This is a genomic window from Streptococcus suis (assembly GCF_016775005.1).
Classification (GTDB): domain Bacteria; phylum Bacillota; class Bacilli; order Lactobacillales; family Streptococcaceae; genus Streptococcus; species Streptococcus suivaginalis.
The window spans coordinates 169,186-196,110 of sequence record NZ_JAEUXI010000005.1 but is presented as its reverse complement, the minus strand read 5'-3'; the positions used below and the strand labels follow the sequence as shown (position 1 = coordinate 196,110).

Below are 26,925 nucleotides of genomic sequence, written 5' to 3'. Positions count from 1 at the left end.
GTTTGTTTTTCAGTCAGATTTTCCAAGGCTTCTGTTTGAGCCAGGAGGGCAGCTAAGGCGCTAGTGTTCAAGGCAACGGGGTTCCCACCTGGATTTGGCACTTCTGTTGTGCCACCTGCTCCTGGTGCATCTGTTGATTCGCTTGAACCTGGCGCTTCTGTCGTACCACCTGTACCTGGTGTCTCGGTTGTGCCACCTGTGCCTGGTGCTTCGGTTGTAGCACCTGTGCCCGGAGTTTCGGTTGTGCCACCTGTATCTGGAGTTGCACTAGTACCTGAGGTGTTCAAAGATGTTAACCAATCTTCAATCAAGCTTGCTACTTCATCAACTGCTGCTTGGTCTGTTCCACCTAGGGCAGCATCCGCAGCCTCAATCAGACCTTCCAATTCTTGCGTTTGTTTTTCAGTCAGATTTTCCAAGGCTTCTGTTTGAGCCAAGAGAGCAGCTAAGGCGCTAGTGTTCAAGGCAACAGGCTTCTCACCTGGATTTGGTACCTCTGTTGCACCACCTGTTCCTGGTGCATCTGTTGATTCACTTGAACCTGGCGCTTCTGTCGTACCACCTGTGCCTGGTGCGTCTGTTGTACCACCTGTTTCTGGGCTAGTTGCTGGAGTTTCTACCTGATTGTGAACAACTGCATAGGTTGTGCCGACTTCTCTTTCTCCATCGACTGTCCGAGCGGTTACTAGACCGATTGGACGATTTTCTGCCAGAGTCAGGTAGAGACCATCTGTTGCTAGCCGATGATCAGGCCCTTGAACTGCAACTGTCTCACCAGACTTACTAATTCGAACTGGGTTATCTGCACCTGCGAAGCGAACTTCAACAACAGTCCATGGACCTGTTGGCAATTCCAACTTGATTTCATTGTCGCTTGCCGCTGCATCCAAAATGGTGGCTGGCTGAGCAACTTGGGCTTGTGCTTTCAAAATCACAATGCGATCCAAGGAAATCTTCTTCTGGCTATTGCCAATTGCTTCTGGAGCAATCTTAATTTTAATCGTATGTTCACGGTCTTCAAGGCCAAGGTATTGACCAATCAGAACACCTTTTTCAGTACGATTATCAGAACGGTTGAAGATGAGTGGGTCAACTTCTACCCCATCGATGGTGACAAGGGCCTTGCTGAGCTGGTTGGATTTAATACCATAAATCTGAATTCCTGTTCCAGTAAAGGTCAGGCTTGCAGTTGCCTGCTCGTCTGTTGTCTGGTCATTACGTACACCAAATTTTTCAGTATTGGCAAAGAGACCACTTTGACCGTAGTTGTCAAAAGCAGAGCCATACTGGATACGATCGCTACGATCATCCAACTCTTCATACTCAGCCGAAGTATCGCGCAGGATGCGGAAGTAATCCAGACTGATTTTGTTGCGTTCATTGGCACGGCTTGGCTCTTCACGATTTACAATCAATTGAAGGGTATGCTTACCTGCTTCCAAACCAGTAACTCGACCAATCAAGACACCTTTTTCTGTGCCACCAGTACGGTAGAAGTCAATGGTACTATGCTCACGACCATCAATCAAGACTTTTGCTGTGCTCAATTGCTGCGATTTATTACCATAAATTTCGATACCAGTTCCAAAGAAGGTCAGACTGGCTGTAACAGCGTCTTCAGAAACAGTGCGGCGACCTGTAAAGTCAGCATATTTCTCTGTACCAGCCCATTGACCTGCATCTGCGTAATCCTTAAATTCGCTACCATAGGAAATGCTTGGGTCACGGTCATCTAAAAAGTCGTTGAGGGCATAAACTGATACTGGATCTGAGAAGGCTGTATTGATGCCTGCCAGGACTGGACGTACACGGTAGCTATAATCACCACCAGGCACCAAACTGTTATCTGTGAATTCACCAGTCAGGCTAGAGAAGATTCTCACACCTTCTACACCTGTTTGACTGCGCTCAATCTGATAATAAGCCGCTCCTTCAGAAGCCGTAAAGCGAAGCTTGGCTGTACTTGCCCCTGTTCGCTCTGCCGTCAAATCGGTAATCCGTGTCAAGATAGAATCCAACTCAACAACATCACCCTTGGCAGTCATAAATTCGATACGACCATCTTGAACTCTTGTAAAGTTTGCCACTTGACCATTGATAAGGATGCGGGCTGTCTCGATATTTGGATAATCGAGGACAATCTTGCCGCCTGATTTTGCTTCCAAACGGATGACCTTCAGGTTCTTCTCCTCCCAGTCCATATCCACTTGAACATTACCACGCGCCATCAAACCACGAACTTGACCAGTCTTCCAAGCATCAGGAAGGGCTGGTAGAGGTGCTATATAGCCTGTATGAGACTGGAGCAACATTTCTGCCATACCACTGGTTGCACCAAAGTTTCCATCGATTTGGAAAGGCGAATGGGTATCCCACAAGTTGGCCAGGGTAGAGCCTTTTAGCTGTTCAGACAAAAGACGGTGTGCCCTATTGCCATCAAGCAAACGAGCCCATAGGTTAATCTTATTGGCCTTAGACCAGCCTGTACCACCATCACCACGATGGTTGAGCGTCGCCTTGGCTGCTTCGAGGTACTCAGGCTTATCTTTACCAAAGAGGGTACCAGGGAAGAGTCCAACTAATTCCGAAACATGTCGGTGTCCAATTTCCACTTTTTCACCTGTAAAGGCAGGGGTATCCTCTTCATACCATTCCTTGATGCGACCTGCATTGTTAATATGGAGCGGGTTGAGTTTTTCGTATTTGGTCGTAATTTCTGCAACAAGGTCTGCATCTTGTCCCAATTCATTGGCTGCTTCGATGAAATCATGGAAGAGCTGCCATACCAAGGATTGGTCAAAGGTATTTCCGATGGTAATGGTACCATGTTCTGGCGAATATGATGGAGAAGAAACATAACGATCGCTCGCCTGATCATAATGTAGGAAACCATTCCAGAATTTGGCAGTTTCTTTCAACATTGGATAAATCTTCGTCCGTAAGTAGTCCTTATCCTGGGTAAACTTATAGTAGTCGTAAACGTTTTGCATGATCCAGGCATTGGAAGCTGGTGACCAACCCCAATAATAATTCCAACCTGGGGTCGTCCAACCAAATGGAGTCGCTTGGGTATGGGCTAACCAACCGTTTTCCTGGTCACCTTCTGACACGATATTGGCATATTCTTTGGCAGCCACACGCCCATAATAACGCATGTCATCGACATAGTTGATCAACGGAAGGGCCGTTTCTGCCATATTGGTCACATAAACAGGCCAATAGTTCATCTGAAGATTGACGTTCAAATGGTAATCTGAATTCCAAGGTGGATTATCCACTGCATTCCAGACACCTTGCAGGTTAGCAGGAAGAGCATTTTCCCCGTCACGTGAAGAAGTAATCATCAAGTAACGACCATATTGGAAGAAGAGTTCTTCCAACTCCTGTCCGCTCGCTGTATTGTAGCTATGAAGCAGCTGGTTGGTTCTGCCGTTTGTCTCTCCCTCGGTGATGTTTAAGGTCACACGGTTGTAGATAGACTGGTAATCAGCGATATGACGGTCTTTCAAGGCTTGATAGCCCTTGGTCTTAGCCGCAGCCACCTTGGCTTTTACCTCGGCAGTTAAGTCAACATTTTGACGACGATAGTTGGTTTTTGGATTTTGGGCAAAATCTGTCGCCGCATTCATCACAAGCGTTGCATAACTTGCTCCCGTCACCACGAGTTTATTATCCCGAACACTGACCTGACCATCCGTATTTACCCCAACAAAGGCAGCAAAGTTGAGTTGGTTGTCCGTCACTTGACCAGTCAATAAAATACCTTCTGCACTTGCACTTACTTGACCTGTCTTAAAGCCTGATTTCTCAGCCTTATATTGACGAACACGCGCTAAGCCATCCTGTACCAAATCCTTGGTCATCTGCAAGTCCAATTCAAATTCAAGGGCTTCATTTCCATCCTTGGTCAAATGGGTTACCGAAACATCATCTGGATAGCTGACAAATGACTCCCTCCTATAACGTGTTCCATCTTGCGTATAATTCGTCGCTGAAATAGCTGTTTTCAAATCCAATTCACGGCTATAGTCTGAAACACTTTCAAAAGTCTTGTCTTGGTTAGTAAAGTTGAGGTAGATATCCCCAAATGCCAAGTAGCGGCCATACTGATGGTTGTAAGGACCTTTCAGATGCCGTTCTGCCAAACTCTTAGCTGTTGCCAAATCCCCGTCTTCCAAAGCCTTACGAATCTGCGGCAAGAAGACATGTTTACCAGGAATATTTCCACCATTGTAGTCGCTCGAACCTGGAAGCGGACCACCTGACCAGAGGGTCTTTTCATTAAACTGAATCCGTTCTTCCCCAATCATGCCAAAGACCTTGGTCCCGATATCCCCATTTCCAAGTGGCAGGGCATAATGCTCCCAACCTTCATAGGTATTAGCTGCTGGGCGGTCGTAATTTAGCTTGTAGTTGTTATGGTCCACAATCTCTTTCAAGGCACTTGGACGAGCTTCTGTGTTACCAGTTGATGGCGTTGCTGAACTTGGACGACTGCTTTCAGGAGCATCCGAGGTAGCTGTTGAAGCAGGTTCTACTGGACTGGTAGGAGTTGATGCCGTTGTAGAAACTGGGTTTTCCACTGGATTTGCGGTTTCTGTTGGAGCTGTATTTTCTACAGCCCCTTCTCCGCTTTCTGCTGCTGCAAAGGCTTTTTCAATGACAGACAAGGCTTCTTCAACCCATGCATTGACATAGTTGATGGCACGGCTGTCATTGGTTGCCTTGGCATTCTGAGCCAACTCTTGCATCTGTGCCACAAAACGTTTGTTTTGAGCATTTTGCTCTGAATCTGGAAGAGAATTGATGACAGTAGCCACATGGTTCAATCCCTCTTCATTGAGAACAGGCACTGCTTCACCCGCTTCTGTATTGCTGCTAGCTGGGACTGCATTGATCACCAAGATTCTGTCTCGCATACCTCTAAGCATGTCATTGACATTGCTTAGAAGGGTTGGATTATTGGTTGCGATAGCTTGCTCACCGATACTAATGATTCTCACCAAGTCCTCCATCAAAACTTTCTTTTGATCGGATTCTGGTAAGTTTTCCACATAGCTAATAACAGTATTGAGGGCCTCGCCATCGACCACTAGTTCTTCAGAGACTGCATTTTCTGTTTCAGGAGCTGCTGGAGCTGACTCTTCAGCAACTACCTCCGTTGAGTTAGCTGGTTGAACACTCTCTGTTCTTGGTTCAGCGATAGGATCGGTAACTTCATCTGCTGAAGTATCCTCTTCAGCCGACCTTTCCAGATTGGCCTCCTCACCGACTTGGTTGCTGACTTCTGCTTCAGATTCTGGTAATGTATTGGCAAAAACCTGAGTCTGTTGCCCACCAAACAAGAGACAGCCGACCACTACCGATGCAGCTCCGACACTAAGTCTACGAATGGAGTAGCGGTAGCGTTTATCGAATAATTCTTTCGAACGATTCTTCATAGGTTTTCCTTTCTTAAATAGGTTTTATAAGACTTGCTTACGGAGAAGTTTGCCTCCTTCCCTTCCATCTCTCAAAAATGTAAGCGCTGTACTTTTATTATACACCCTCAGTTTCTAAAATTCAATATGATAATATGTCATATCCGTGAATTTTTAGTAAAAAAACAAACCTAGATAAACTAGATTTGTCAATTATTGTTCAATCCATCGTTCCGCAAGTGTTATAGGGATGCTTGCTAATTCTTTGTCTGTCAAATAAGAAAAGCCACATTTTATCCAAAAAGCCTTGGCTTGGGGATTGCTGGTAGCGTAGCCTAATCGTACTCTTTTTAAGCGATCTGGTAAACTAGCTATGACCTCTTCAACTAAGCTAGAGCCCAAGCCCCCTCCCTGATAGGCCTGATCCACCATAAAGAGACCGATGTAGGCAATCTCCGCTGTCGGATAGCCGTCAATTAGGTCTAAGATGGCAACTAATCGCTCTTTGTCCCAAAATCCTAGAAAATACTTATCTGATAACTCCTTACCTGGTGGACAATCCACCAAGTCATTGGCTAAGCTTTCTAGACTAGGTAAGGGCGGAAAATACTCAAAATAGAGTGGATTAGTCTGGTAGAGGGCCAAAACCTGCTCCAAGTCGGCATCTGTCAGTTTTCGAACTTGGAAGCGACTGGATAAATTAGCAATCTCTATTTCCATAGCGATTCTGCCATTCCTTTCGATGCAATTCATAGTAATAAGAGGTAACTTGCTGACCGGCAATCACTTGATCGGCCTCTTTTTGTGCGACTTGTTGAAACCCCATCTTTTCCAAGAGTCGCTTGGAGGCTTGATTTTCCTGAGCGTGCCCTGCCTTGACCACTTCAAAGTCCAGGTCCAGCAGTAAAAGGTCCAAAACAGCCTGCAAGGCCTCGCTTGCCACCCCCTGACCCCAATAAGACTTGTTGAGAATAATTCCCATAGACAGAGACCTATCTTTTTCTGAAAGCCCATAGGTATCCAGCGTACCAATCATCTTCTGCTTGCCTTTTAATTCCAAAGCAAATTTACCAACAGGATCTGCCAAATACATTTTTTCAATACCCCGTCGAGTGTCTTCCCGAGTCTGATTAGAAGGAAAGGTCCAACGAGTTGTCTCCTCATCAGAGGCATACTCGTACATATCCTCCAAATCCGCCATACCCACAGGGCGAAGCCGTAGGCGTTTGGTCTCCAAAACCTCATGTTGAGCCAGCCTATCCTTGAGAGTCATGGTCTTCCTCTTGCTCTTTCTTCAGCTCCCCAATCGTCTCAAAACTTGCTCGGCTATCAGCTGCCAGAGCCTCCTGCTCGTAGGCATTGATAATTTGGGCAACGACTGGGTGACGAACCACATCCTTAGCTGAAAAATGCACGAAATCAATCTGCGGTATTTTGCTTAGTTTCTCCGTCGCGTCAATCAAACCTGACTTGACCTTGCGCGGCAGGTCAATCTGGCTAATGTCCCCATTGACAATCATCTTGGAATTAAAGCCCAGACGGGTCAGGAACATCTTCATCTGCATAATGGTGGTATTTTGCGCCTCATCCAAGATGACAAAGGCATCTTCCAAGGTCCGACCACGCATATAGGCCAGGGGTGCGATCTCGATGATTTCCCTCTCCATTAGGCGCGTGGTCTGCTCCTTGCCCAAAATCTGGTAGAGGGCATCATAGACAGGACGCAAATAGGGGTCTACTTTTTCTTTTAGGTCCCCTGGCAAAAATCCTAAACTTTCGCCTGCTTCTACCGCAGGACGTGTCAGGACAATCCGCTTGACCTGCCCACGCTTGAGGGCTGTTACCGCGAGAGTGACCGCTAAGAAAGTCTTCCCTGTACCAGCTGGTCCAATTCCAAATACGATATCATGACGTTTTACGCTGTCCACATAGAGTTTTTGACCAAGGGTCTTTACGCGAATAGGTTTTCCGTAGTTGTCCTTGATAATCTCTTCTTCATAGAGGGCAACGAATTTCTCAATCTCATCATTTTTTACCATGGAAATAGCCGTGACCACATCTGGCGTATTGATGACCAGACCTCGATTAACCAAGACTAAGAGGGACTGAATAACCAGGCGAGCTTGCTCCACCTGAGTTTCCTGACCGATGACTTGCACAACTTCTGTCCGTGCATGGATCACCACGCCCAATTCTTGCTCCATCAGCCGTAAGTGACGCTCATTGGACCCAAAAAGGCTAAACAAATCATCTGGATGTTTTAAATGAATATCAATCGAATGTTCTAGCAAGGCCTGCTCCTTTTTCTCTGCTTTTTTTCTATTATAGCAGATTTTTAGCAAAGAGGGGACCTGACCCTCGCAAAACCAAAAGGACAGGCAGTCAACCTGACTGCCCTGTCCTTCTTTTTTGCTATCGCTAAAAATTAACTACGGTAAATTCCTTGGCGGAATTCCTCTGTCTCTTGTAAAAAGGCATTCAACAAGGCCGCTTTCAAGCTGTAAACAGCTGATTTTTCTGGCGAATAGCCTGGTGTTTGTGAGCTGTAATAGCCGTGACTTGCATCATAGGCCACAGCCGCAGCCATCAGAGAGCGTAGATCTGCGATGCTTGAAACAGTCTGACTCGATCCATGGAAGTAACCTCCCTCTTGTCGCCCAAGAATGCGGACTGAACGCAAATCGTTCAAACGCAGTCTGCGCCGTTCAAACATGGCCTTTCTGAAATCAAGAATACTGCTATACTGGTTTCCAGTAATCCGAGCTAGTAAGGCACTATCAGCCATTGGTGCAGTTGAGCTACCTGTCAACTCTTGACCATGCTGGTTGGACACATAAGGTACAAAGCCAGCCTCATAGCCCTTCTCAGCCAATAACTCAAAGGCGATCTTACGGAACTCATATTCATTGCGACTCGTACCGTCATTGCCTGTTGCAGCAAAGAGCGGGTTGAGGGCATTGACATCCAAGTAGGCATTGTGGAATTCATTGGCACTGGTTCCTGACCAGGGGTCATAGGAACGGCGCGATACCAAACCTTGTTCCAAGAGATCATTGAAACTGGTCAGGGTGGACGAAACTTGCTGGATTTGCGTGTGGTTGTTGGCAAAAGTCGTCATACGGTTGAACCAGTTTGCCTTAGCATGCTGATTTGGTGACTGCAGGACGGCCTCTGCTTCCAGATAGTCCATACTATAAATCAGGTCCATATAGTGCTTCATGTAGGTATGGAGGTCTTCTGGACTTGAAAAGCGACTTGGAGAACTGTTGGTCAAGAGTTTGCCTGGCGACTGACCTATATAAGTACCGTAATCCATAATGGTGTTAAGACTGAAATTGTCTTGCGTAAACCAAGTATTGGATTGGAAGAGGCCTTGAGCAAAGGATTCTAAGCCCATTCCAGCCCGCCGGCCATGCCCCAGTAGGTAGGTATCATCGTCTGCCACATGGACCATTTCATGCGAATAAACTCTCGCTCCCTCCATGCCACGAATATCCGTTCCCATAAAATAGATATCTGTCAAGTCTGAGTAGGCATTGGAACCTGTTTGAACGGTATAGTCCAACTCCATCGGTGCGTAGAAATTCCGCACAACTGACAGATGACTATCCCGAGAATCCGCCCAATTATCACCAAAATAACGACTATCCCAGGTCAGAACCCGTTTAAACATCTTATCCTTGTGGGCCGTTGGCAACACGCTATACCAGAAATCTGCATGGGCAGCCCAGCGCTTAGCAATGCTGTCCAATTCCCCATCTAGCTGGTCTGGATTTTGATAGCGCGCATAGGTACCAATTACCGTATTGGTCATATCGGTCAAGACGAAGAGTTCTTTTTGAGATAAATGCAGGAGTATCAGAGCTAATTCCTTATAGGACCAGTTTGGATCTGCCATCTTTTCAAAAAAGGTATTGCGGAAAACTCCTGTCGGAGATTGGGTTTGTTTGGCACGTACTTCCTCAATGGTTGAATAGGTTTCAATAATCCGAGCCTTACTCGTCTGCTTAAACCAATCATTGGTGGAAACAGCTGGTAAGAAGGTTTGGCGATAAGCATCCAAGAAGGTGAAAAGATCTCCCCCCATCCGTGACTGAGCAAGAACTTTTTTCGCAACCAAAGCATTTTGTTTTGGCTTCAAGAAAGCATGTCCTAAGCTGCCGATTTCGATAACCTGCTGGAGAGAATCTACCGGTCGTCCAAAGAAATCTCCCTTCTTAATCACCAAGTCCCGAATGGATGTCTGGCCAAATGGCAAGGCATACCACTTGTGCAAGTAAGCCAAGCCCAAGACCAATTCCGCTTTGTTCTTAAGTAGATAATCTGTCAGATAGTTTTGGTAGGCTGGGCTATTTTGGTAGGTCAAACTGCTGACAGCCAATAGGTCCCGCAAATCTTGTACCAGGCTAGTTTTGACATCGGCAAAGGCTTCGCTCAACTGCAATTGTGCCAGAGTCTGACTGGACTCCCAGGAGGACAATCCTAGCGCCTTGCGAATTTCGGTAGAATTCCATTCAACAGCTTGTAGGGCTGGAAGAACTGCTTGAAGGATTTCATCCAGCTGCTCCTTATTGGCTGCCGATTGACTGGTATACGAAATGCCCTTGTCCACTAAGCGGTATTCGACAATCGCCAAATCAGAAAACTCTTGTACTTTTTCCAGATCATGATAGGTCAAACTGTGGTCATCAAAGTGGAGAAGCAAGCGATTGATGGCATCTTTTTGGTGTCCAGCGTCAAAGACAAATTGATTATCCACCATTGGAAGGACCGCTACAAGTGTTTTTTTCACCAGATCATCTTGGTCTGCTAACTGGTTTGCTTGCGCAATCACCATATCACTCGCCATCAAAGGCAAGAGTTTAGCGACATTGTGATAGGCCAAAAGCCGTTCTCTTCTGGCATCCGGAAGAGCTAGGTAATCCACTTGTTTCCGATTTAGGCGGCTGATCCCTTGGGGATCTTCCTGAGCAGACAAGCCGAGCTCCTGCAATCGAGCTGCAAATTGGTCTGCTGCTAAGGCAGTTAACCCTGTCTGATCTTTGCCAGCTGCCACTTGATCCAAATAGGCAATCCTATTTGCTTTCAAGCTTGAATCAGTCGCAAATCCATAGGCCCGTTTCCCATTGAACACCTCGACAGCTGTGACGGCGTCCTCTAGGATGACCTGTCCATTTTCAGGTACGGATCCGATCAAGCCTCCTGCTTCGCTGTCACTTCCTTGGGTAGTATAAATGGCACCTTGAGCAAAGGCTGTTTGAATGCGGGTCCCAGCATTTTCAGCTTGACCGACCAAACCTCCTGCTCGTAAACTGTTCGAATAGGCATTGATTTCCGTAGAAACCTGGGCTTGTCGAAGTTGGCTTCCACTACCCAGCCAGCCTGCAATTCCTCCAACAAAATTATTTTGACTGCCCGTATAGGCACTGGTTAGCTGGCCTGTAAAGCTGACAGATGACAAGCGAGCATTGGCATAAACCTCAGCTGCCAGTCCACCTATTTTTTCACCTGCTCGAATGCTTCCAGTCACATGAACTCGATCAATCTGACCGCCTCGAATGTCCTTGGCCAAACTGCCAACTGAGCTGGATTTTGGCTGGTCAATCCTTACTTCTTTCAAGTGTAAATTGGTTACTTGTCCTGTTACTACCTTAAAGAGTGGCGCCTGTAAACCATAAATGGCAAAGCCTTGTCCGTCTAATTGCCCCGAGAAAGTCGGGCTGATGTAGGCTTCCCCAGTTGGAAGGTCTTGCGCTTGAACATAGAGATCTTGGGTCAAGACAAATCGACCACTGGTATTTTGCCCAATGCGGTTCAAAAGGTCTTGGAAGCTGGAAATAGCCTGCGCACTGGCACTTGTTAGGGATTTTGCTACCAAGAAGGTCGGTGTTTGAGACTGAGCTGCCGATCTCGCCCTTGGCCCACCATCTTCCCAGCTGGCTATTACTTTAAAGTAGCTTTGTCCTCCCTCTTCTACCTCTTGAATCGCTGCAACCGGTAGATAGACTGGCTGATGCTGCTCTGAGGTGAATTTTGCCACATAGTTGCGTAGATCACTTGGTCTCTGGCTGAGCGCAAACACAGGTGTCGCACTGCCATTTTCCAGATGGAGTAATTCTGCACCTGATATCGATTTGAGTTCAAATCTCGGCTCAAGATTCCTTACAATTGGCTGATTGGTCGGCGGTAAGAATATACTTTCCCTAAATTCTTGGCTCACTTCATGAAAGGCCTTATAAAGGGCTTCCTTGAGTTGCTGACGCTTAAAGCTGGTTCCTAGATTTGCCAGGTCTTCTCGAATAGCCGCCTGCATCAACACCTGAATATCCTGACCAGTTTGCAGGTCATGGTGTCTGCCATCCCAGAAGATTCGAATAGCTTTCATGCTATTCTTCTGATCTAGACTGGTTCGGTATCGTGCCTTTTTGAAGTCAGCATAATCTTGGTAATCAGGCATTATCTTCTTCCAGATATAGCTATCTGTCAAGGCTCTGCCATTTGCATGGGCCTCCTCAGCCAGCTGGTTGCTCACATAAGGCAAGAAACCTTGGTCCCAACCTTTTTCTGCTAACAGTTCCAGAGCTGTCCGACGGAATTGGAGACCACCGACTGTTCCCTGGTTATTGAGCAAACCTGCATAGATTGGATAGTAAAGCGGCACAAAGTAATAGTTTCGATCATTGTCTCGGTAGTAGCTACCGACATTGTTAATGGTATTGGCCAATTGAAGATTATTGGTCACCAAATCTTCGACAGTTGTCAGGTTTATGGTCTGCCATTCGCTGTCTGTTAGCTCACGAATCCGATCCAAGGCATCCTGATAGGTCTGCCCATCTTTTTGGTAGGCTGCTTCTAATTGGAGTTCAATTTTTCTAAAGGCTTTTTTCTGCTGATCTTTCTGCAATTTTAAGAGTTCTTCCGCCTCCAAGGCATCCAAGAAGTAGGTGGTATCAAAAGAACCTTTCAGATAGCCTTGCAAATCGTCTTTGCTCGTTAGACGATTTGGACTAGAGTTATGGCTGGCTGTTGCTGCCAGTTCTTCTGTCAGGTTAAAGCCATAATAATAGGCATTTGCCGAAGCGATGGACTGCAAGAGGCCAAGGGCATAAGATTCTGACTCTTGACCCTGCCGTCTTCCTGCGAGATTTAGGATTTGGTCTTCGAGAATGTGGGTCATTTCATGCGTGAAGGTTGAATTTCCAGTCGGTGTCAACAAGTCAACATTGCCATAGATGATGTATTTTTTAAACTCAAAGTCTGCTGCCCCTGACTTGTTAAAGGTGCCGTAGTAAAGTTCTGTCGGTCCGAAGAAATCATCGATGATGCGGTAGTCATCCCCAAATTCCGCTGCCCAACGGCGGCGATCAGTTGTTCCAACCAGCGGTTGACCAGCTGAATCCTTGATGTTGTAACCTTCTCGAACGGTTACCAACTTGGACTCGATGGCTTGTCGAGCCTGGTCAGATACCAAGGACTTGATAAATTCCATATAGGCATTCCAGATGCGGGCATGCTTCGGAATGCGGTTTTCTTGGATGTCCCTGACTGTGGAACGATAGACATCTGGCTGACTGGTCTGCAATTGATGGTCCACATAACGACCGTAGCTACCAAAAACAAGGACATTGGCCAGCGAAACAAGATAAAGCTGGTCTTCCTCAGGCAGATTGAGCAATGGCAAGACATAGCGATGGTAGTCAGCATGGTTTTTCAGCTGGTCGTAAACCTGGACGGACTTCTCAGGCTGACGAACACTTGCTTCTTCATGAATAAAGGCCTTGCTGGATTGTTTAAACCAGGCTGCATCAGTCTTGTCTGGTGAGAAGAGACGGCGGTTTAATTCCAAGTAGTCAAACAGATTCTGTGTACCTGGAACCTGTTGTCCAATGGTCTTCTTAAAATTGCTTGCTGCTGCAAATGGGGCCAGGTCCTTATAGGTCAGACCTCCTACTTCTTTTAACCAATCCAAGGTTGTTAGGGATTGACCGTAGAAATGTGGCTGATAGATTGCTAAATTGCGGAGGTTTATGCTATCAAAATCGATACCATAGTAGCGTGCCAGATAGGTCAAGGCCAACCAAATGGATTCCTTGTTGTCTTCTACTTGCTGCTGCATATAGGCATTGATAACTGGACTAGCACTATCTGTCACCCATTGACTGGCTAGGAGAGAGCCTACTTCTTGATTTAACTGTGCCTTCAAAGCCTCCTGGGTACGTTTCAGATAGAGCTGTTTCATGCTGATGGTCAAATCCTGCTTGCCATGTTTAAAGCGCAGTTCTGACAGATAGTCTGCCATCTTGGTTTTCAGAGCATAGGCATCTGACTCTATATCTAAGTCCTGGAAGGCTTGGCGGAGATTTGTTACAAGGCTAGCTCTGTTTTGCCCATTCACCCATTGATAAGGTGTAAAGAGCAGGTCTGGACCGAAGCTATATTCCAAGACGCCTGTCTGGTCATATGCCCCTTGATAAGTCAGGTCAAAGACTTGAACAGCCTGGTCAGTAAAGTAAACCAGCAAGCGATCGACTTGGTTGGCATTCTCCGTAAAGTCAACTACAACTTCCTTGCCTCGCAAGGCTTGAATAGACTGGATAGATTTGGTCACAAAGACCGAATCATCTGCCAGCTGATTCCCCATCCGCACGATGGTATGGCGGTCATAGAATGGCAGGAGTTTGGCCATGTTTTCATAGGCCAACTTCCGCTCAATACGACCATTGCGCAAGAGATGGTAGTCGATTCCTCTCGACTGTGGCTGAGTCTGGTTATTATTAGTGGCCTGAATAGGCTGCATCACCCCATCCAAGCCCCAGCTTGAAAGTAGCTGTTTGAGTTCTTCCGCAGTTCTTTCCTCTACCTGATGACCATTATCCACGCGACCTGTTGATCGATTTTCCTGTACTTGAACCGTTAATGGCAATGGAGTTCTCGTACCAACTAGAAGACCTGTTTCTGGCAAGGTCAAAGCTGAAGCTGCTCTTGTAATAATTGGTGAATAGCCACCTGCAACCAGTCCAGCTACCGTTCCTGCCAGCTCCCTATTGGTCACTTGCCCTTCAACAAAGACGGAATCAATAGTGGAAAGCAGAGCATAACCTACAACTGCTCCCAGTCGATCTTGCATAGACAGTCGTGGGGCGAAGGTCGAGGTCAGATGGACGTAAGCCTTGCGCAAGGCACTACCTGACATCAATTTACCAATCAAACCACCAGAAGTAATCTGATTTCCCGTTCGATGTTCATTCAGCACTAGTTCTCCCTTAAAGGAGACTGAGTCAAACTGGCTATTGTTTGCCTCATAGACAAGACCCGCTGCCCCAACATATGACTGAACTTGCCCTGTCACATGAACATCTTGCACACGGCTATTGTTTGCGGTGACAGCAAGGGCAGCAGCCTGAGAATCTCCGCCTTGCAGGGCAACATTTTCAAGTAGGATATGTTCCACTTGGGCACCTGTCATGGTCTGAAAGAGCGGTTTTTGGAGGTTGAGAATCCGATAGACCTGACCATCCAATCCTTCTAAACGTCCACGGAAGTTTTCCACATAGGCTGAATCAGTTGTTGGGCTGGCAACCAAGTCAGCTGCTAGCTTGAAGGTCCCGTCTGGGCGGGCCTTCATGGCCTGTATCAATTGCTGGAAGTCTGCATAACTATCCTGTGCTAGGCTGATCTTTGGAAGCTGGAATTGGTCCAAGTTCTCCAATGCATTTGCATCTGCTTGATTTCTGGCCTGAACTAATTTCGGCAATTGAACCGCTACGTCAAATTCATTGTCATTAGCTACGATGGAATGCACTGCCCAAAGAAATTCCTTGGCATCCGCACTTTTATACCGAACAAAGTAGTTGGACAGGTCACTAGGGACTTCTTGAAGCCCTGTCACTTGCTGGAAGCGACCGTCTGGCATGCGAACAAATAGCTCTCTCTGACTGACTCGGTTGAATTCGATGGACTTCGGACTGATGTCAAACGGTATCGTTGTAACCAGTTCTTCTGCTTGACCATCTTGGGTCCGATAGCGGAAGGAAAGGCGGGCCTGGTAAGCCATATAGGCTTGTAAATCTCTCAGTTGCAATTGATTTTCAACCGCAAACTCGGTGGTTTGTTCAATAGATTTGACCAGTTGTTCTCCATTGTAGATGGCCAGTTGAACAGCCTCCAGGGTCTTATCTGGGTCGGCCACTCGGTAGTAAACATCCACTCCTAGAGCATTTTCATTTACAACCAACCCTGCTGGATGAGTATCCGTACCTAGAACTACACTTGGTTTTTCCAGCGGTTTCGGTGGTGCCTCCACCACTTTTCTACCCACTCGAATCACCTGGTCGATAGCTGGAATTTCTTCGACTTGAACTGGAAGACTTTCTAACTGCCCTGTCCTTTCATCTAAGCGATAGGAAGTTATTCGTGTAATACTACCATCCTGCCCAACTGGTCCTTCTATTTCCTCGCCGATTGGTAGGTCCATATCGTCTTGACGGATAACACGGTGCGGAATGGTTTCCCTTACAAGGGTCGCTTTTGTGCCGACTTCAACCTCTGCCGCTCTGCCTTGATCCAAAACAGTTTGAATTTCTTCCTGGGCTGTGCGGTTACCTGTTCGCGGGTCGACCACATAGTTTGTTTGGTAGCGGATACGACGGGCTTGGCCTTGAATGACCTCTTCTCGATAAGGTGGCTCCCTGTCTTCTCTTGCCCTATAAATAGTTGGAAGACTCTGACTTTCCTCACGGACGGTCGGCTGAGCACCAACTCGGACAATCGTTGCTTCACCCTCGTCTGTCACCGCACTAACTGGTGCATTTACCGTGACTTCTCCCGTGCTTGAATTGAGGGTGTAGGTGGTGGTGATGGTTGTCACCTTGTCTCGACCTTCTTGACGGATAGGAACACTTATGATTGGAAGGTTGGTATCTGCCTGATAAATCAGAGGCAGAGGTTCACGATGGGGTACATGAGTCGGCTTCGTTCCTTTTCGAATCAGGGGAGCTTCGCCTGTTTCACTGATTTGGCCCTGACCTCGATGACTGGTCACAATTCCAGTCTCTTCATCAACGGTATAGGTAGTCTGATAAACGGTTACTTTCTCCCTACCGCTTGATACTGGGCTTTCTTGACCAACTGGAGCTGTCTCGTCTGCTTCATATCGTGTAGGTAGAGATTCTCGGATGATCTCCTCGGTAGGCTTGGTCCCCACTCGGACAACCTTATCCACAGGCGGAATGAACTCAGCCCGTTCTCTTCCCAATTCCTCTGTTTTTTGTCCCTTGATGGTCCGATAGATGATGGCAATAACCTCTTGACCCGATTGTCCATCAAATTCTTCTCTACGTCCAAAGTCTAATTCTGGATCTGCCTGGTAAATAGTTCTAAAAGCAATGGAACGCGATTCTTCTTCAATCAAACTGCCCTCAATCGGCTTGATACCTTTGTGGATAATTCTTTCCTGACCAGTTTGAGTTTCTTCACTGATAACTTGACCATTACGATAAACTGTCCTTCTCCGTCCTGGATAACCCGCCTGCTCGATTCTGATATAGTCTGTGTATTGATCAGCAATCTCAATGATGCGTTCTACAAGTGAAAGCTCCTCTTCAAGGACAACATCCTCCACGCGGCTGCCATGATAGGTCACTTGAGAGCGGGAGGGGTGGATTTCCTCACTGGTTAAGAGAGTCCGAACTCCATCCAGCNTCGGCATAGGTAACTAGGGCTAGTCCATCCTGACCGGGCTCCACGCGACTGGTACCTTGCGCCATTTCAGGATCCTCGGCCTCACTTCTTTCAAAAGGAATGGAAACTTCTTCACTGACCAAGGTCGCAGTGGCTTGGCTGTGCGTAAGTGGAGGAACTTCCTTGGAATCCACTCGCGTCCCCACATAGACCTTACGACTGATTGGAGCAACTTCCTGACGATGAAGTTCGTTGCTAGCAATAACTTGACCCGCTACTATCACATCCTGATAGGTAATTTCTAGTAGTCCTTCACGACCCTCTTCCACCTCAGTCTCACCCTGAGCCAAGCGATCTGTTTCAATCCGCTCCTCTGGAATGGACAAGACCTGACGGTCCACTCGCTCCTGCAATTGGAAATCCATGCGGACTGGCGGAATAGCTTGAGGACTGTCACTTGGAATAAGTATCTCTGATGGTTGTTCAGGAACTTCTTCTGTTTCTCGTGTCCCCACATAGACCTTACGACTGATTGGAGCAGCTTCCTGACGATGAAGTTCGTTGCTAGCAATAACTTGACCCGCTACTATCACATCCTGATAGGTAATTTCTAAAAGCCCTTCTCTGCCCTCTTCCACCTCAGTCTCACCCTGAGCCAAGCGATCTGTTTCAATCCGCTCCTCTGGAATGGACAAGACCTGTCGGTCCACTCGCTCCTTCAATTGGAAATCCAGGCGGACTGGCGGAGCAGTTTGAGGACTATGACTTGGAACCTGGGTCACCTCTTCTTGCACAGCAGTGGTTTTTGTCCCTCGATAGAGGATTTCCGGTTTTCCAGCTACCTCCTTGGTCTCCAAAAGGCGACTAGACTGCAATCGCTCTCCCAACCAGCTTTCCTCATAGCAGTGAATCCGATAGCCAGCATGACCAGCCTCCAAGCGCACCTCGCCAAGCGCTAAATCCGGATCCTCTACTTCAATTCGCTCGATTTCTAGCGGAATCTTTTCTTCACGATAGTTGATAAATGGCTGCAAACCTGGTCCTTCAGCCTGCACTTGTTCGGATACAGGTTCTTTTTCTGGTGAAACTGCCTGGTTGGCAAATAAATGATCAACACGGTCACTTTGTTTAGATGGCTGTTCTACTATCTTTTCCGTCGAAACGGTTTGACCTACTTTCCCATCTTCTATGATATAACCCACAAAATCATAGGAAGCCAGTTCTAACTTCCCATCTGGCAGAAAATCCCCTGCCTTGACCGTCACCGTTTGATTGTAGCGAGCAAGGGCATGGCTCTGAAGTGCTTCCACTTGTAATAGTGGCAAGGCAGCTCCAGCCAAGGTGACGTAGAGCAAACTAACTACTCGGGCTTTTTTTGATCGGATGGTCTGGATAGCAAGGACTAGAAATCCAGTTGCCAACCAAGCCGCTGCATGGGAAACAAACTCACCCGTCGCTGGCAAGACCTTAGGAGACCGTGGCCGGTATACTAAAAAATAAGTCGCTTCTTGGCGCAAGTCCTCTGGCAATTGCTGCACAATCCTGCTCTTTTCCTCAGAACTCAATTCCTCTTCTAAGAGATAGTGAAAATGGATCTCCTGATTGGATGTCGCGATCCGCTCGCTAGCTTCTACCTGTAACCCTGTCAAACTGGATAAGAACAAACCTGTACCAATACAGAGCGAAACTACACCGATGGACAATTTTCGTATGGAAAATATCGAGTGTCGGTATTCCTTCATCTCTTTACAATACCTCCTTTTTTCTATGTGCTAAGTTTTTATTCATCATTTCCAGTATAGCAAAATTCAGTATATTATTCCATTTATTATAGGTAGTTTATTTTTTACATTTACCTGTAAAAAGGACAGAAAAAAGGTGTGGAGAACTCCACACCCTCAATGTTCCAAATAGTCTTCCCAAATCCGATCAAAATCACTCATGGAAAAGCTAAAGCTAGCTGATTCTTCCAAAAAACGACTGACCACATCAAAGTCATCCGATTGTTTGGGAAAATCCGATTCTTCAAAGGCAAAATCTGCCAAAATTGCCACAGGCGCATCACTCTTAGGATTACGCTGGGCCATTAACCAAGTATAAAAACTTTTTCTCACAATGCTTACTTTCTATGATTTTCTTCATAAAGGGAGATATAACCTTCCATGCTCATCCGACTGATTAAATCCCCAATCAATTCAAAGGGAATATTTTTGGGATTTTTCATGCGGATGCAGGATTTCCCCATGTCTAACTTGGTCGGCACCAGCTCTTGATAGGCTGATACAAACCAGTCATTGAGGTCCTTATCCATATAAATCCCCATATGGTAAAGGGCGATATGGGCCTTTTGGGAAGCCAAAGCGACAAATGGCAAAGGCTCCCCTGGCGTACAATGATAACCAGCTGGATAGGCAGATAGAGGGACATAGTAGTTTATCATGCCCCCTAAAACACCTACCTCAAATCCCGCAGGCAGGTGGCCCAGAATCACCTGATGCAAATGCTCCACTGCCTGTCTGCGATTTTCTGGCAGAGCCTCAAAATAAGCCTCTACACTTTCAACATCATATAACATCGTTACCTTCTTCTATTTCTACGAGACCGCTGTCCAGATTGTTGGGTCTGCTTTCGTCTTCTCCGATTCCTACTCAACATATGGTGAAGCATTCCCATCAAAATAAGGAAAATCAAAAGGAGCAACCATGGCCAGTAAGCCAACCACTGCTTCACTTGATCGAGCATACCACTAGCAAGAGTGGCTTGAGTCTCTATCTGGCTGCTCGTGCCTGACGAAGCAGAGTTACTCACCACTTCCACAGCCTGACCTGCTGCAATCATTGGGCTGACCTGCTCCAAACCAGTATCAAGGACTACCCGCCCATCAGCAATAGACAGGTTTGGACTGCTACCTTTTGGAACCGTTGCATACAAATCCGCTTCCAGATTAACAACTTGGCCATCCACTTCCTGCTGTCCAGCTGCCAAAACTTTCTGGTAATCAAATTCAGCGTAAGCCTTTTCCATCAAGGCATTACCAAATGGGTGGCGGTAATATTCGCCATTTTGATCTTCCCAACTACCAACCCCCATAATTACCGTAATAAACCGTTGCCCATTCCGATTGACAGTTGCAATGTAGTTGAAAGCACCTCGTGGACTAGAGCCTGTTTTTAACCCATCGACTCCCTCAATCCCATACAGAGCACCTGGTAGGGAGTAATTATAGGTCTCGAACCTTTCCTCATAAGGAGTCCCAGCCTTAACAGTTACCACAGGGTGCTTGGTGTGTTCCAAAATTTCAGGATAATCTTTCAAAAAATGATAGGTCAAAATAGCCATATCACGCGCTGTTGTTTGGTTAGCACTATAAAGGTCATAACGAGTCGGATTGTAGTAACCCTCAAAAGAAGAAGCCGCTGCCCCACTCGGGTTAAACCAATAAGAATTAGTCATGCCCAGTTCCTGCGAGACGGCGTTCATCTGGTCCATAAACGCATCTGGGTCATTGTTAGACAAGAGATTGGCCAACATAATCGTCGCAATGTTTGAAGAAGGAACTGCCGTCATGGTAATCAATTCTGAAACAGTATAGTCGACACCTGCGACAATCGCATTGTTTGAAATGGCATAGATGCCCGCAATCGCCTGGTCACTTTCTGTTGCTCGAACCAGGGTATCCTCAGAAATGGTCCCAGCTTCAATTGCCTGATAGGTCATGTATAAGGTCAAGACCTTACTCATGCTGGCTGGATCGCGGACCTCATCCACATTATCCTGCCAGACAATGGTTCCTGTATGGGCATCAATGACAATGCTTGACTTAGGACGGTTGATATCGCTCACTTCATAGCCTGCCGCCCTTGTCAAATCCAGCAGTTCATCTGCCCTGACAGATGGAGAGAAAATTGATAACAAGAAAACACAAGCCAACAGAATGAACTTTTTCATTTTCAATCTCCCTCCATCCTAACGCAAGCCTAAGATACTTTCTTTGGTATGGATCATATCCGTCACCATTTGACAATAAGGAGTTGGAATGCCCACCCTTTTGCCTTTGAAGACGACTGCTCCATTCAAGAAATCAATTTCCGTTTTGCGACCATGTTGAACCAAATCCTGGTGCATCGAAGGATAGTGACTTGCTGCTTTTTTAGACGCATCCATTATATACTTCCAAATGCCTTCTTCATCAATGTTGCCAACTTCTGCCTTGGCAACAGCGATAAATTCTTTAAAGATACCTTGCACCAGATTCAAGCCAGATTCCGTTCCAAACAGTTCACCGATCGTACAATCCAAAATCGTACAGGTAGGATTCATGGTCCCATTGACACATGCCTTCTGCCAAATGGCCTGAATCACATTCTCATCATACTGCGCATTGAGACCTGCCTGATTGAACATTTCCACGATCGGAGCCACTGCTGCCACCTGACCAGCTAGGTCTTGCAAGGAGATAGAACCAGTTCCCTCTAGATGGGCATGCCCTGGCCCTTTCAAACCAGCCAACCAAATAGTCACACCCACCATGATATTTTCTTCCGGCACAAAACGGCGCATTGTTGTCGCATGCCCCAAGCCATTCAAGAGACTGAGAACCTTGGTTTCCTTGCCAATGATTGGCTTGATATCCTGTAGCATTTTCGGTAACTGATCCGCCTTTGTCAAAAGAATAATCAAATCTGCCTGTCGTGTCGCCTCAGTCGGCAGCATAATCGGTAGCTGTACCCGATCTTCTACATCACCAGTAATCAATAAGCCATCCTGTCGAATTGCCTCGATATGAGCCGGCCAATTATCCAGCAGGATTACTTCATTCTCCGTTTTGGACAATTGGTAACCAAAGCGACAGCCCATAGCACCCGCACCAGCAATATAAACTAACATAGTCCCTCCTTATATAGTCTCCGTTCCAAATGCATCTTGCTTGATTTTTCCAGCCTTCATCAACCCACCGAGAGCTTTCTTAAATTGCCCCTTGGAAATCCCAAAGGTAGCTTTGATATCTTCCGGAGAAGACTTGTCGTTCAAGGTCATAAAGCCTCCATTGCTCTCCAGATAGGTCAAAATCATCTGGGCATCATTTTCTAACATCTCAAATGAGCGTGGTTTCAAGGATAAGTTCAGCGTCCGATCGACCGCTCTATAGCCAATCACCCGCACTTCCAATTCCTGACCCAAACGCGGTTCAGAGTAGCGTTCATTGGGATGAATAAAGCCCAACATATTGTTATCTGGCAGATAGACAAAGGTCCCCGTCATCTTCAAACGGTAAACAATGGCACGTAGGGTTTGGTTCTGCATATTGTCATAAGCAGGGCCAGCCATCTTTTGAAAATCCTCTTGAAAAGCTGGTAAAGCCCACAGTCTATCTTTTTTATCCACCTGATAGCGAACATAAAGTTGATCCCCTTTTTTAGGCCACAATTCCTTGATTTCAGGCAGGATATCCAAAGACACCACAACTTCCTTATCCGGTAGACCCGTATCCAAGAAAACACCCAGGTCCTTTCGAACTTCCGTTACCCTACCCCAACCAAAGCTGGTCAAGCTAGCGCTGACTTCCTTGGTGGTCATCCGCAGACGTTGTTTCATATCTGGATAGACAAATCCCTTGACGGATTCCCCGATTTGATGAGGGCCTTCTTCCTTGGCTAGGGCCAGGGTTTGTCCTTCTTTTTGAACAAAATAAAATTGGTCATTTTCGTCGATAACCATGCCGGTCACGACAGTTGCAAGTAAACTGGTCATGTCACTCTTCTTTCTATAATATGTTGAAAAAGGGAGGACAGAATCTGCGCCCCCCTCCATGCGTATTACACTTCTAACAATTCTTTTTCCTTGTCAGCAGTCATTTTATCAATTGTCTTGATGGCATCATCCGTCACTTTTTGAATATCTTTTTCAAGCGTCTTCAAATCATCTTCAGTGATTTCCTTGGCTTTTTCAGCTTTTTTCGCTTCATCCATAGCATCACGACGGATATTACGGATAGCAACCTTAGCGTTTTCACCAACTTTTTTCACATCTTTTGCCAAGTTCTTACGTGTTTCCTCTGTCAATGCAGGGATAACCAAGCGGATCACCGTACCATCAGACTGTGGTGTCAAACCAAGGTCTGAAGCATTCAAGGCACGTTCGATATCTTTCAAGATTGACTTGTCAAATGGTGTAATCAAGAGAACACGCGCTTCAGGAACAGTAATCCCCGCCAATTGGTTCAAGGGAGTTGGTGCCCCGTAGTATTCTACCGAGATACGGTCCAACAAACTAGCATTGGCACGACCTGCACGGATGTGGCTGAACTCACGCGCCAAACTTTGATGAGACTGGTTCATACGCTCTTGGGCTTTCGCAATAATTTCTTTCGACATAATACTTCCTTCTTTATAAATTTTTTTGTAGTTTAGTTTTCGACAGATGAGTTTGAGACAGTTGTACCAATTTGTTCACCAAATACAACTCGTTTGATATTACCAGGTTCATTCATATTGAACACCACCAAGTCGATGTCATTGTCCATTGACAAGGTTGAAGCAGTCGCATCCATGATTTTCAAGCCACGGCTAATCACTTCACGGTGGGTCAATTCATTGAATTTAACTGCATTGGCATCTTTCTTCGGATCAGCATTATAAACACCATCCACACCATTTTTAGCCATCAAAATGGCATCCGCTTCAATTTCGGCTGCACGAAGGGCTGCTGTTGTATCCGTTGAGAAATAAGGCGAACCAATTCCTGCTCCGAAAATAACAATACGACCTTTTTCAAGGTGACGAAGGGCACGTCCACGGATGTATGGTTCAGCAACAGACTGCATAGCAATCGCAGTTTGCACACGGGTATCTACACCTAGCTGCTTGAGGGAATCTGCCATAACGAGCGCGTTCATGACGGTTCCAAGCATCCCTGTGTAGTCTGCCTGCACACGATCCATACCAGCTTCTGCAGCAGGCTCACCGCGCCATAGGTTACCACCACCGATTACCAAAGCGATTTGCACACCCGAATCCGCTACTTCTTGGATTTCTCTTGCCATTTCCTGAACTGTCTTGATATCGATACCGACTCCACGTTCACCAGCAAGTGCCTCTCCAGACAGTTTGATCAAAATGCGTTCATATTTTGGTTTCATCTTCTCACCCCTCTATTTTATCCCTACTATTCTACCACAAATTTCTCATTTTATATAGCTAAATCTCTTCAAGAAAAAAGAAAATGTGACTACACAAAGTATGGTGTCTATTACATTTTTCAAAACTTGTAAAACTTAAACAATTAATGTAGAATAAGAAGAATACTACGATTGAAACTGAAAAGGACGAACGATGAAAAAACACGCTTATCTTATAATTGCCTATGATAAATTCGAACAACTTGCGTTTCAAGTGTCACTCCTAGATGACCCACGAAATGATATTTATATTCATATCGATAAGCGTTCTGCATTATCAGATGAAACCATCACACTTATCAAAAATTCTGCTCAGAATTCTAAGATTTATTTTACTCCGCGAATGGCTGTTTATTGGGGGCATTTTTCCCTTGTTGAGTGTGAACTCCTACTTTACCAAACAGCAAGCGACAATGAAGAGTACGCTTTCTATCATTTACTTTCTGGAGCAGATCTACCACTTCGTTCTCAAGACTATATCCACAACTTTTTCCAGAAACATGCAGATAAAACCTTTGTTACACGCTTCAATGAAAAACAAGCAGAGGATCTTAAACTTTATAGAGTTGTTGAACATTATCACTTTTTTAGAAAAATTACGCCACGAAACCTATCCCCTTTTCCTCGAAAAATCTTACGTGCTTATCAAATTATTGAAAGCAAATTGCAAACAATCCTTCGTGTCGATCGCTTGCATGGAAAACGTAAGGAAATGGGATTTGATGGTTATTCACAATGGAAATCAATCAACCATCGTGTCCTGACAGCAATTCTTTCTGAAAGAGATTTTATCAATAGACATTTTCATCATACTTTCTGCTCAGATGAATATTACTTTGGGATGACACTCAAAAAAGCCGGTCTCTTAGATACCATCTACCACCAACCAGCTGTAAATGATATTCCTAATGAATTTCAAGGTAATCTTCGATATGTCAACTGGTGGGATGGTCATCCGTACGAATGGACAGATTCAGACCATGACAAGGCACAAATCGAGCAAGGAATTGCACTTGGACACTTCTTTACTCGCAAATTCGACCTAAACAAATATCCTGGTCTAAAAGACTTTATTCAAGAAAAAGTAAAGGAAGCCTAAAAACTAGGATATTCTCAAAAAACAACATACTAAGAAGACTCCTATTTCTGATAAACTAAAATAGGAGCCCTTATTATTTGCATTAATTAGACAATATATTACTCATTTTTTTATTCATCTTATAAGACTTCTGTAGTTCAGACTTTTATCTATTCCTTAACCTGTTCTCACCAGCTCACATACTGTTATAAAACACTATACTTTCCAATAATGCAACTGAAAAATACTTTTATCCGTTGGTTCCCTGTTGATGACAGAAGGCTGACCTTATAAAAGTATTTTTATTATGTCTCAATTTATAACAAAAAGCTTCTGGTTCCTAAAAACTTTCAGTAAGCCTTTGTTCTTTTTGTTATTTTCAAGTCTTACTCTGACGGATAATCTTAGATGGCTAGACTTCTTCGATTGCCTGATAGCTGGCTGTTAGGCCCCGTTGGACCCCAGGTCTTTGAGCAATCTTTTCCACCCAAGCTGTCAGGTGACGGTAGGAAGCGACATCCAGAAACTCTGCAGAACCTGGATACAAGGCTCCTTGTGCCAAGCGACCATACCAAGACCAGATAGCAATATCTGCGATGGTATAGGTATTTCCAGCTACATATTCTCTTGTCGCCAATAGTTGATCCAAGAGATCCAGCTGACGCTTGGTCTCCATTGTATAGCGATTAATCGGATATTCTTGCGCTGTCGGAGCATAATGGAAGAAATGTCCAAATCCTCCACCAACAAATGGAGCGGCGCCAGTTTGCCAGAAGAGCCAATTAAAGACCTCTGTCCGCTCCGCCCAAGCTTTCGGCATCAATGCATCAAATTTTTCTGCTAAATATAGGAGAATATTGGCTGATTCAAAAACACGAACGGGTTCTTTTTCAGAATAATCTACAAGCGCAGGAATCTTAGAGTTTGGATTGATGCTTACAAAATCAGAGCCAAATTGATCTCCTTGACCGATATTGATAAGAAAGAGGTCATAATCAGCTTCCGAAATACCCAACTCTTTCAACTCCTCCAACATAATAGCAACTTTAATTCCATTCGGCGTTCCTAAAGAATAAACTTGGAAGGGCTTGTCTCCTTTGGGTAAGACTTGTTCAAAACGCCTACCTGCTGTTGGACGGTTGCCAGATCGGTTGTCATTTTCATCTTCCCACTTCCAAACGAGTGGTTTTGTATATTCTGTCATGTTTTCTCCTATTTTACCTTTCCTGGAAAAAGACTGGCATAGCGATAATGGTTTTGAACCTCTTGAAGGTAATGGGCTAGTTGCACCAATTCCTTAGGCGCTCGGCAAGTCAGAGCTGTCAGCTCTGCATTGACAAAGCGGTTAAGATATCCAGCAAGTATGTAGAGATTTTCTTCCCTATCTAGCCGACCTGCGACTTCCAGCATTTTTTCACGCAGGGCTTCTGAAATAGAGCCTGTTGGCAAATTATAAACGGCTGCTAGGTAATCATAAAATTCCGTTTTTTCAACTGGTTTCATCTTCGGTTTCCTCTTTCTAAATTTCTTTTAGTATAGTGAGAACCGACTCTTTTGTCAAGAAGCCACCT

General features: G+C 45.6%; 16 protein-coding genes. 1 reads left to right on the top strand and 15 read right to left on the bottom strand.

Annotated elements, in window-relative coordinates; all coding sequences use genetic code 11:
- The 13 genes from JNG37_RS07345 to pyrH form a co-directional block, all read right to left on the bottom strand.
- Nucleotides 1–5,441: glycosyl hydrolase family 95 catalytic domain-containing protein (locus JNG37_RS07345; protein ID WP_202848244.1), on the bottom strand; the 5,441-nt coding region annotated here is incomplete at its 3' end.
- A 192-nt stretch (nucleotides 5,442–5,633) separates the two neighbouring features.
- Nucleotides 5,634–6,140, bottom strand: a complete 507-nt coding sequence (locus JNG37_RS07340; RefSeq protein WP_238336288.1) for a GNAT family N-acetyltransferase — start codon at nucleotides 6,138–6,140, stop codon at nucleotides 5,634–5,636.
- Nucleotides 6,121–6,693 carry a GNAT family N-acetyltransferase gene (locus JNG37_RS07335; RefSeq protein ID WP_158456566.1) on the bottom strand — a complete coding sequence of 191 codons (573 nt, stop codon included), beginning with the start codon at nucleotides 6,691–6,693 and terminating at the stop codon, nucleotides 6,121–6,123. Before JNG37_RS07335 ends, JNG37_RS07340 begins: the two co-directional genes overlap by 20 nt.
- Nucleotides 6,677–7,711, bottom strand: coding sequence for a PhoH family protein (locus JNG37_RS07330; RefSeq protein WP_158456568.1), 1,035 nt, complete (start codon nucleotides 7,709–7,711; stop codon nucleotides 6,677–6,679). The genes JNG37_RS07335 and JNG37_RS07330 overlap by 17 nt, the downstream gene beginning before the upstream one ends.
- A 134-nt stretch (nucleotides 7,712–7,845) precedes the next feature.
- Nucleotides 7,846–17,127, bottom strand: a complete 9,282-nt coding sequence (locus tag JNG37_RS07325) for a ZmpA/ZmpB/ZmpC family metallo-endopeptidase (RefSeq protein WP_202848243.1) — start codon at nucleotides 17,125–17,127, stop codon at nucleotides 7,846–7,848.
- Nucleotides 17,087–18,841, bottom strand: coding sequence for a G5 domain-containing protein (locus JNG37_RS07320; protein ID WP_202848242.1), 1,755 nt, complete (start codon nucleotides 18,839–18,841; stop codon nucleotides 17,087–17,089). The genes JNG37_RS07325 and JNG37_RS07320 overlap by 41 nt, the downstream gene beginning before the upstream one ends.
- A gap of 156 nt (nucleotides 18,842–18,997) precedes the next feature.
- Nucleotides 18,998–19,213 carry a YozE family protein gene (locus JNG37_RS07315; RefSeq protein WP_158456570.1) on the bottom strand — a complete coding sequence of 72 codons (216 nt, stop codon included), beginning with the start codon at nucleotides 19,211–19,213 and terminating at the stop codon, nucleotides 18,998–19,000.
- 5 nt (nucleotides 19,214–19,218) lie between these two features.
- Entirely contained in the window at nucleotides 19,219–19,674 is a 456-nt protein-coding gene (locus tag JNG37_RS07310) for a DUF1801 domain-containing protein (protein WP_158456572.1), read from the bottom strand.
- Nucleotides 19,675–19,676: 2 nt separating this feature from the next.
- The gene (locus JNG37_RS07305; RefSeq protein ID WP_158456574.1) at nucleotides 19,677–21,047 is read right to left on the bottom strand and encodes a DUF1958 domain-containing protein; all 1,371 of its coding nucleotides are present in this window, start codon (nucleotides 21,045–21,047) and stop codon (nucleotides 19,677–19,679) included.
- A gap of 18 nt (nucleotides 21,048–21,065) precedes the next feature.
- Entirely contained in the window at nucleotides 21,066–21,986 is a 921-nt protein-coding gene (locus tag JNG37_RS07300; protein ID WP_158456576.1) for a 2-dehydropantoate 2-reductase, read from the bottom strand.
- 9 nt (nucleotides 21,987–21,995) lie between these two features.
- Nucleotides 21,996–22,850 carry a CvfB family protein gene (locus JNG37_RS07295; RefSeq protein ID WP_158456578.1) on the bottom strand — a complete coding sequence of 285 codons (855 nt, stop codon included), beginning with the start codon at nucleotides 22,848–22,850 and terminating at the stop codon, nucleotides 21,996–21,998.
- 65 nt (nucleotides 22,851–22,915) lie between these two features.
- Nucleotides 22,916–23,473, bottom strand: a complete 558-nt coding sequence (frr, locus tag JNG37_RS07290) for a ribosome recycling factor (protein WP_158456580.1) — start codon at nucleotides 23,471–23,473, stop codon at nucleotides 22,916–22,918.
- A gap of 32 nt (nucleotides 23,474–23,505) precedes the next feature.
- Nucleotides 23,506–24,237, bottom strand: coding sequence for a UMP kinase (gene pyrH, locus JNG37_RS07285; RefSeq protein ID WP_158456582.1), 732 nt, complete (start codon nucleotides 24,235–24,237; stop codon nucleotides 23,506–23,508).
- 193 nt (nucleotides 24,238–24,430) lie between these two features.
- Between pyrH and JNG37_RS07280 the strand changes: the two genes are divergently transcribed.
- A complete protein-coding gene (locus JNG37_RS07280) occupies nucleotides 24,431–25,375 on the top strand; it encodes a beta-1,6-N-acetylglucosaminyltransferase (protein WP_158456584.1) in 945 nt (314 codons plus the stop codon).
- Between the two features lie 391 nt (nucleotides 25,376–25,766).
- On the opposite strand, the gene yghU is transcribed toward JNG37_RS07280, so the two are convergent.
- Entirely contained in the window at nucleotides 25,767–26,558 is a 792-nt protein-coding gene (gene yghU / locus JNG37_RS07275; RefSeq protein ID WP_158456586.1) for a glutathione-dependent disulfide-bond oxidoreductase, read from the bottom strand.
- A gap of 8 nt (nucleotides 26,559–26,566) precedes the next feature.
- Nucleotides 26,567–26,857, bottom strand: coding sequence for a hypothetical protein (locus tag JNG37_RS07270; RefSeq protein WP_158456588.1), 291 nt, complete (start codon nucleotides 26,855–26,857; stop codon nucleotides 26,567–26,569).
- Nucleotides 26,858–26,925 lie beyond the last annotated feature (68 nt).